The 7,142-nt window shown below is 40.7% G+C and carries 4 protein-coding genes and 1 pseudogene; all 5 read right to left on the bottom strand.

The genetic code is table 11. The features are described 5' to 3' along the window. Positions 1 to 180 precede the first annotated feature (180 nt). Positions 181 to 1,878 (bottom strand): Ig-like domain-containing protein, encoded by a 1,698-nt coding sequence (locus tag EV146_RS19450; protein WP_132009717.1) that lies wholly within the window; start codon positions 1,876 to 1,878, stop codon positions 181 to 183. 347 nt (positions 1,879 to 2,225) lie between these two features. Next, positions 2,226 to 2,423: pseudogene (locus EV146_RS27940) on the bottom strand (alpha-N-arabinofuranosidase); the annotation flags it as partial. Between the two features lie 137 nt (positions 2,424 to 2,560). Beyond that, complete coding sequence (locus EV146_RS19445; protein ID WP_132009715.1) at positions 2,561 to 3,328, bottom strand: sulfite exporter TauE/SafE family protein; 768 nt, start codon at positions 3,326 to 3,328, stop codon at positions 2,561 to 2,563. 290 nt (positions 3,329 to 3,618) lie between these two features. Next, positions 3,619 to 4,434, bottom strand: a complete 816-nt coding sequence (locus EV146_RS19440) for an SDR family oxidoreductase (RefSeq protein ID WP_132009713.1) — start codon at positions 4,432 to 4,434, stop codon at positions 3,619 to 3,621. Positions 4,435 to 4,592: 158 nt separating this feature from the next. Further along, positions 4,593 to 6,899, bottom strand: a complete 2,307-nt coding sequence (locus tag EV146_RS19435; protein ID WP_132009772.1) for a glycoside hydrolase family 95 protein — start codon at positions 6,897 to 6,899, stop codon at positions 4,593 to 4,595. Between the last annotated feature and the right edge of the window lie 243 nt (positions 6,900 to 7,142).

The raw sequence follows: 7,142 nt of genomic DNA, 5'->3' as shown, positions 1-7,142 counted from the left end.
ATTTTATTGTAAAAATAATCAAAGCCGGTGAAATTTACTCGTCGTAAATTTCACCGGCTTTTTCATTATCAGAGCAGGGTTTTGTCCCAGCCTCTATTTAGTAGAATTACATTCATCCCTATTGTCATCACTAAAGTAACTTTAGTATTGTACCAGATTACAGCTGCCCTTGATGTTTTTTTAATTCATAATATTCCTGATTGTCTCTTTCGCTGCTTCAATCATTTCTTTCGCCTGCTCTTCAGTCAGTTTACCCGGTTTCACAAAGTTATTGACCTGGACGGCAAAAGCGTTCAGTGATTCGACTGCTTGTGCAGATTTATCATGTCTTGTATCCGCCAGCAATTTCTCTGCCTGATTCAGCTTTACCATCAGAGCCTTCTTATTGCCATGCACAATCTCCAGGCCAGCAACTGTTTCTTTAAGGTCGGCAATCCGGTTCCTGTATTCAACAGTTACAGTGGCTACTGCCTTTTCAACAGTACCCTCTATCGTGCCCTCTACCTCAAAGACTCCTGGTCCGTCATTTCCATAGCTCTTTGGGTCAATCGCATTCCAGACAACCGGCCGTTTTTCTGTAATAACTCCCGTGGAGCTGTGATTGACATCTACAGCCACTGTTTCAGGCAGAGCAGGAGCAACCCCCGACGCCGTTTTAACCTCTACTTCTGATATACCTTTAATTTTACTTTGTGAGAATAACCAGTCTATCAGCATGCCGCGCTCTGGGTGGACGTATTCGTTATAGACTGGAAGCCATACGGCATGGCCATCGAAAACGTGTCCGTTATACGGTGGATGATCCAGTCTGTTTTCCTGCAGTATGCTCAACATGGAGTTTTTCAAATATGGTCCGTAAATTTTGTCATTGTTGACAACAGATTCATATAAAAAATCTTTTACATCTACAAACGTCCAAATAGGCAAATAGGCTACCGCTTTTGCGTTCTCCACGCTGTCAGGCCCTCCAGCGGGACAAAGAGGAGCAGCCGCCGCGGCGAAGTCAGGGAAAGTCTTCAGGAATGTCCATGTGGAGCCGCCACCCATGGAGAACCCGGTAATATAGACCCGGTTCGGGTCAACTTTTCCATCAGCTATCATTTTATCGATTACTGCCTTGACATTCTGCATGGCAGCAGGCGTTGTAGCATTCCGAGGAGCCAGAACATGACTTGGATACTTGGCCTGATTTTCAGGGTTGGCCCATACGGTGCCGCCGTTACTGAATCTGATAGGAGTATAGATATCGTTGCCCTGTCCGCCCCCGTGGAAGAAAACGACCAGAGGCAGAGGCTTTTCGGCATCCTCGTTATAAAAATAACTGTAATCAAGCCCGTTATGGTTTGCGTACTTAAATTTGTCAAGGACAGGGCTGACAACATCAGTCTGCTTAAATTCCTTTGGAACAATTGAAGATCCATTCACATAGTCAATTTTGGTACCCTTATAATTAATCGTGTACTGCGAATCGAATGTATATCCGCCATCACTTGTGGATCCACCGTCACCCCACCCAACATCAGGAAAATCAATAACGATATATCGTCCGGTATCGGAAGGAGAACCAGCTTCCTTCACTTGGCTTGTATAAACATCAATAACTTCGCGGGGACCGTCATATGCCACATAATCCGGATCTACTTTTCTGGTTTGAGTCACGTGTACATCGAAGTCGGAGATAGACAGCGAAGAGCCATTTACCTCTTTGCCCGCATCAATAATGACGGCATCAGTACGCTCGTGAAACGCAAAGTTTTTATTTTGGAGAATAAACGGTAAAATGGTATCGGTCGTTTCATCTGCTGCAAAGACTGAAGGTATGTTTAATAACAGGATAAAGCACACCAAAAAACTTACAACGAATCCTTTTTTAAACAAACTACATGCAACTCCCTTCTTTTTGAAAAGCTTTGGCAACACGACATTCGACTATTTAAGGACAATCAATTTAACCACCCCCTTTATTTGACATAGAGTAAGAGGAACACACATAATTTGGTAAAAATGCGAACAGCCCATGTCTCCAAAAATAAACCTCTACCTGGTCCTTGACCACCGTTTGAAGGACCACTAAAAAGATGCCTAATGAATAGCTTTTTGGGGGCGTAATCCCAATAAAAGTAATCCTCTGGTTTTTCGTTTGGAGAACAAAAAGGAGAAATCCAATAGTTATATAAATACAGTTTGTTTGTTAGATGAATAAACAAAGTTAGCCATGGCGGCCGTTCAGTAAAGTCCAACATGCCTCGACTGGAGTTTCCACATGCAACAAGTTCATTGCTTGTATCAACCCCCTTCTTGACTTTGGTCGGTTTCAAAGGACTCTTTCCATATTCTTCAGTCGTTTATGATCGATTTGCCAAGGGCCATCCATTTTCATTTCCCAAACACCAGGTTTTCACTGAATGAGGCTCTTTATAACCCAGGAAATATGTAAATCAATAAGCAGGTTAAAATTAATACTTAATTTCATGCCCCATCAGTCACGTGGTTCCCCTGCACCCCTTTTTTCTTAAGGAGCAGCAGCAATAATAAACAACAGAATTTGTCCTAGAAAATCTTAAAAGAGAAATAGATTTGGAAAAATTAATTTTATGGCTCCTATTGTACCTAGAACTAAGATGATCCGATGAAACATTTTTTGCGGAATATACTTTAAGACTAAGATTCCTGCATATGCCCCAATCAAAATAAACGGGATCATCGTGAGATTAAAAGTAAATGATTCCGCAGTTATAATTCCTAAGCCCATGTAAAAAGGAATCTTGATAATGTTCACAAATAAATAAAACCATGCCCCCGTACCAATAAACTCTTTTTTCGGAAGGCCTTTTGCCATTAGATAAATGGACATGATTACCCCTGAAACATTTCCGATCATGGTTGCAAATCCAGCTAATATCCCCATGGAATAGGTAAACCAATTTGAATTTGAGTTTAATAGATGCTGATCAATTTTTGAGTTAATATAATCTTTTGCCGTCTGGAGAATAATTAAAACTAAAATCAATACACCTAGTAAAAGTGTAAGTTGTTCACTATTAACCTTCCACAAAACAAAAAAACCAGCAAATAATCCCGCAAGAACCCAAGGCAATAATGAAAATAAATGTGCCCAAACCACACTGCGGCGAAAATAGATAACGGCAAAAACATCTCCTGCAATTAACATTGGCAGCATAATTCCAACGGATTCTTTTACAGAAAACACCTGAGCCAGAAGTGCTACATTAAAGATTCCCAGAGTGGCTATTGCGGTTTTAGAAACGCCGATAAGAATTCCGACGATAATAGAAACAATCCATTCAAATAATCCTAAATCTATCAAATATAAATTACACCTGCCAATCCGACTCCCTGGAAGCAAACCAGGAAAGTAGCCAATTGTTTGTCTGTCTCGTTTTGAAAGTCACCTATTCGTAAATAAATGGCGTTAAACCTTGTATAGTTTTTGGGGTACTCAAATGACTGGAATAATAACCAATTTGGATCACTTAGTCCTGGTACTATGATAGTTGTGTCTTTTCAGCAAAATACCAAATTACATAGGCAGCTTCATTATTTTCCTCGCTGTGAGGCATATCTGTCATCAAAAGATCACTACTATATTGTTTAAAATTAGTTCTTTAATCGGAGTTTAAAAAATTCATGGTCACTTGTATTTTCTGCTTTGTTTTGCAGCATTTCTAAATCGTCATACACAGTTACCACTCGTCCTGCATAGTCATCCAGCTTCCCTTCTGCCATGAAGTAGGCATGCTGTGGAGCTTGATGGGGCGGAACATCGATATTTTGTTTAAATAAATCCTCTATCCCACTTAAATAACGCTTTCCATCTTGTGTGTCTCTTTGGTAACGGGTCATGTCGGTATCATTCAAGCCTGGATCCAATGCAAAGACTTTAATAGATGTATCCTCTAATTCTTCGCAAAGGTTTTCGGTAAACCGCGCTATACTTGTTTTCGATGTTCCGTAACCGTTTCCATATTTAAAGGCGCCAACCGTTCCTCCACCCACAAGATTAATCATTCGCCCAAATCCTTGTTCAAGCATAGCTGGCACTACCGCTTGTACGCAATAGTAGGTCCCGAATAAGTTCGTTGTTACATCATTGACCCAATCTTCCTCTTTGACTTCCCAAGTAGGCCCAATTGCTTTAAATGCACCTGCATTATTGATCCAGACATCTATCCGGCTATAATCCTGCATTACTGTTCTGACTGTCTGCTTTATTTCAGCTGGATTAGTTACATCCATTAATAACATGGAGTGTCCGGCAGAAATGTTTTCAAGCTCCATTTTTACTTCTTTTAACTTTTCTGAATCCCTGCCCGTTCCAATCACGGTATATCCTCTTTCAGCAAAAAACAAAGCCATATTACGGCCTATTCCTCTAGTTGCTCCTGTGATCACAACTACTTTTTTGTGGTCCATTTAAACATCTCCTTAACTCTTTAAACATGAATGACTTTCAATAACTTCTTAAATATATAATTGGCAGTTCAAATTGCTACAATGATTGTTGGGATTCCTTTTAGCAATTAACATTACTCTCAATTCTTTTTCTATTGTAATTGTCTTGAATCACTGTTTCACAAATTCAAAATAGGTTGGCCAATGAATGTATACACTTGGCCTTTTTCTGTATCAAAACGGATGATTCCTTTATTCAAATTTGAATTTTGTATAGGGCTATTAGCTTCTCCTGTAAGTGTAAGAGGCTGATTTGACTTTAACTGACACGGCTCTCCGTTCAAGGATTTAATTGTTACTTTTACAATGTGATAATCCTTCCACTCCACGTCAACCTCGAATCCGCCTCTCGCCCGTAATCCAAGAACATGCCCCTCCTTCCATGCTTTAGGCAGCGCCGGGAGCAAATGAATGGCCTCATCATGACTTTGTACGAGCATTTCTGCAATGGCCGCCGTACCGCCAAAATTTCCATCTATTTGAAAGGGGGGATGATCATCGAATAAATTGGGCAGAGTCGATTGTCTCAGTAGAGCTAAAAGATCGGAATAGGCCTTTTCTCCATCCTCTAATCTTGCCCATAAATTAATCAGCCAGGCACGGCTCCAGCCTGTGTGACCTCCCCCATGTTCAAGGCGCCTTTCGATTGTTCGCCTTGCAGCAGAAGCCAGTTCTGGCGTTTTTTGAACGGTGATTTGGTTCCCTGGGTGCAATGCGAATAGATGGGATATATGCCGATGCCCTGGCTCCTTCTCCTCGTAGTCTTCCAGCCACTCTTGTATTTGTCCGTATTTTCCAATCTTTGGCTGAGGGATGCGCTCTAAAACTTCCATTAATTGTCCCCTAAACTCCTCGTCTATTGAAAGAATCTTACTCGCTTCAATGCAACAACTAAAGAGCGCATCCAAAATCTGATTGTCCATTGAAGGTCCGAAGCACAATGTTCCTGATTCACCATTCGGTAAAATATAAGTATTTTCCGGAGAAGAAGATGGACAGGTGACAAGATGCCCTTCTTTTGTTTCTATTAAAAAATCCAGGAAAAATTGTACCGATTCTTTAATAGTTTCATAGTTATTTTTTAAGAATATTTTATCGCCTGTGAATTGAAAGTGTTCCCATAAATGCAGGCAGAGCCAAGCTGCTCCCATAGGCCAATAAGTGGCGGGTGGATAGATATCCTGTGGAGCTGTATCTGCCCAGATATCCGTGTTGTGGTGTGCAACAAACCCTCTGCAGCCGTACATGATCTTTGCTGTCTCGCGCCCAGGCTCTCTCATTCTTTCAATCAAGTCGAATAATGGTTCATGGCATTCAGACAAATTACAAGTTTCTGCTGGCCAATAATTCATCTGAGTATTAATATTTATCGTAAATTTACTGTCCCAAGGCGGCCGCATGCTATTATTCCAAATCCCCTGCAAATTGGCAGGCAAAGATCCCGGACGGCTGCTTGAAATAAGCAAATACCTGCCAAACTGAAAATAGAGTGCCAGAAGGCCATTATCCTCATATCCTTGTTTGACAAGATTTAATCTTTGATCAGTTGGCAACCGGTGGTTTTGATTATCAGAAGGATTAAATAGGTTTAAACTTACTCTGTTATAAAGTTCCTTATAATCCTTTAGATGAATCCTTTTTAAAAGGTCGTATTCCATATGTACTGATTGCTCAATGGCACGAAAACAAGCTGATTCCGGTTCACTATGATGAAAACTAGTATCAGCTGCCAAAAACAACGTGACTTCATCCGCATGATTGACCAGTAAATGTTCACCAATGGTATTCACACATCCGCCCTTGGCGTTCACAGAAAGAACAACTCGAAACTCAGATCCATCTCTGCCGCCGCAATTGCCTCTCATAACCAAGCTATTCCCACTGATTGCCCTAACCTCTTCCATGAGCCGGCTTCCATCCCTCGTTAATCTGGCTGAAAAAGTGATAGAGCCTGACTGACTGGCTGTGAGACGAATGATCATGATGTCGGAGGGATAGCTGGAAAATATTTCTCTAAGGTATTTTACTCCTTGGCAATTGTATTCAACTGAAACCATTCCCGATTCTAAATCAAGTACACGTTTGTATTCGCTTACATTTTTGTGATTAAAGTCTAAAAAAAGATCCCCCAACCCCATATAGTGCCTTTGTGTCTCGGGAATACCCGAAAGGGCCATACTTGCCAATTTTTCTGCTTCTGCTGGTCTGCCGTTTTGCAGCAACTCCCTTATCTTGGCCATATTTTCCAGCGCATTCGGGTTATTCCGGTCTCTTGGACCGCCGTACCAAACTGATTCTTCATTCAATTGGATTTGTTCAAAAGCCGTTTTTCCATAAATCATTGCACCAAGACGACCGTTACCGATGGGTAAGGCCTCATTCCATTCTTTTGCCGCTTTATCGAACCAGATCATGCTATCGGACATCATAGCCCCTCCTTTAGTCATATTCCTTATATTTTTATTACAACATGTACCTAGTAAAATTATACGAAGCTTTCTGATAAGTTTCAGAATCCGTTTTTCTGCATCATGAATAAGAAGTTAACATCGTTACATAATCTAGTCTTTTCTACGTAAAACAGAAACAGCATCGAATGTTACTAATTCCCTGTTTTTATTCTCTCAGTGACTGTAAAAAATGACTAAATAATCATAATATTCAAATAT

The organism is Mesobacillus foraminis, from assembly GCF_004340465.1.
Classification (GTDB): Bacteria; Bacillota; Bacilli; order Bacillales; family Cytobacillaceae; genus Mesobacillus_B; species Mesobacillus_B foraminis.
The sequence above is the reverse complement of the archived record's forward strand: the minus strand, read 5'-3'. Positions and strand labels throughout refer to the sequence as shown.

Coding starts and splice junctions, on each gene's coding strand:
- EV146_RS19440 (WP_132009713.1), bottom strand. CDS start 4,434: ATGGACCACAAAAAAGTAGTTGTGATCACAGGAGCAACTAGAGGAATA.
- EV146_RS19435 (WP_132009772.1), bottom strand. CDS start 6,899: ATGTCCGATAGCATGATCTGGTTCGATAAAGCGGCAAAAGAATGGAAT.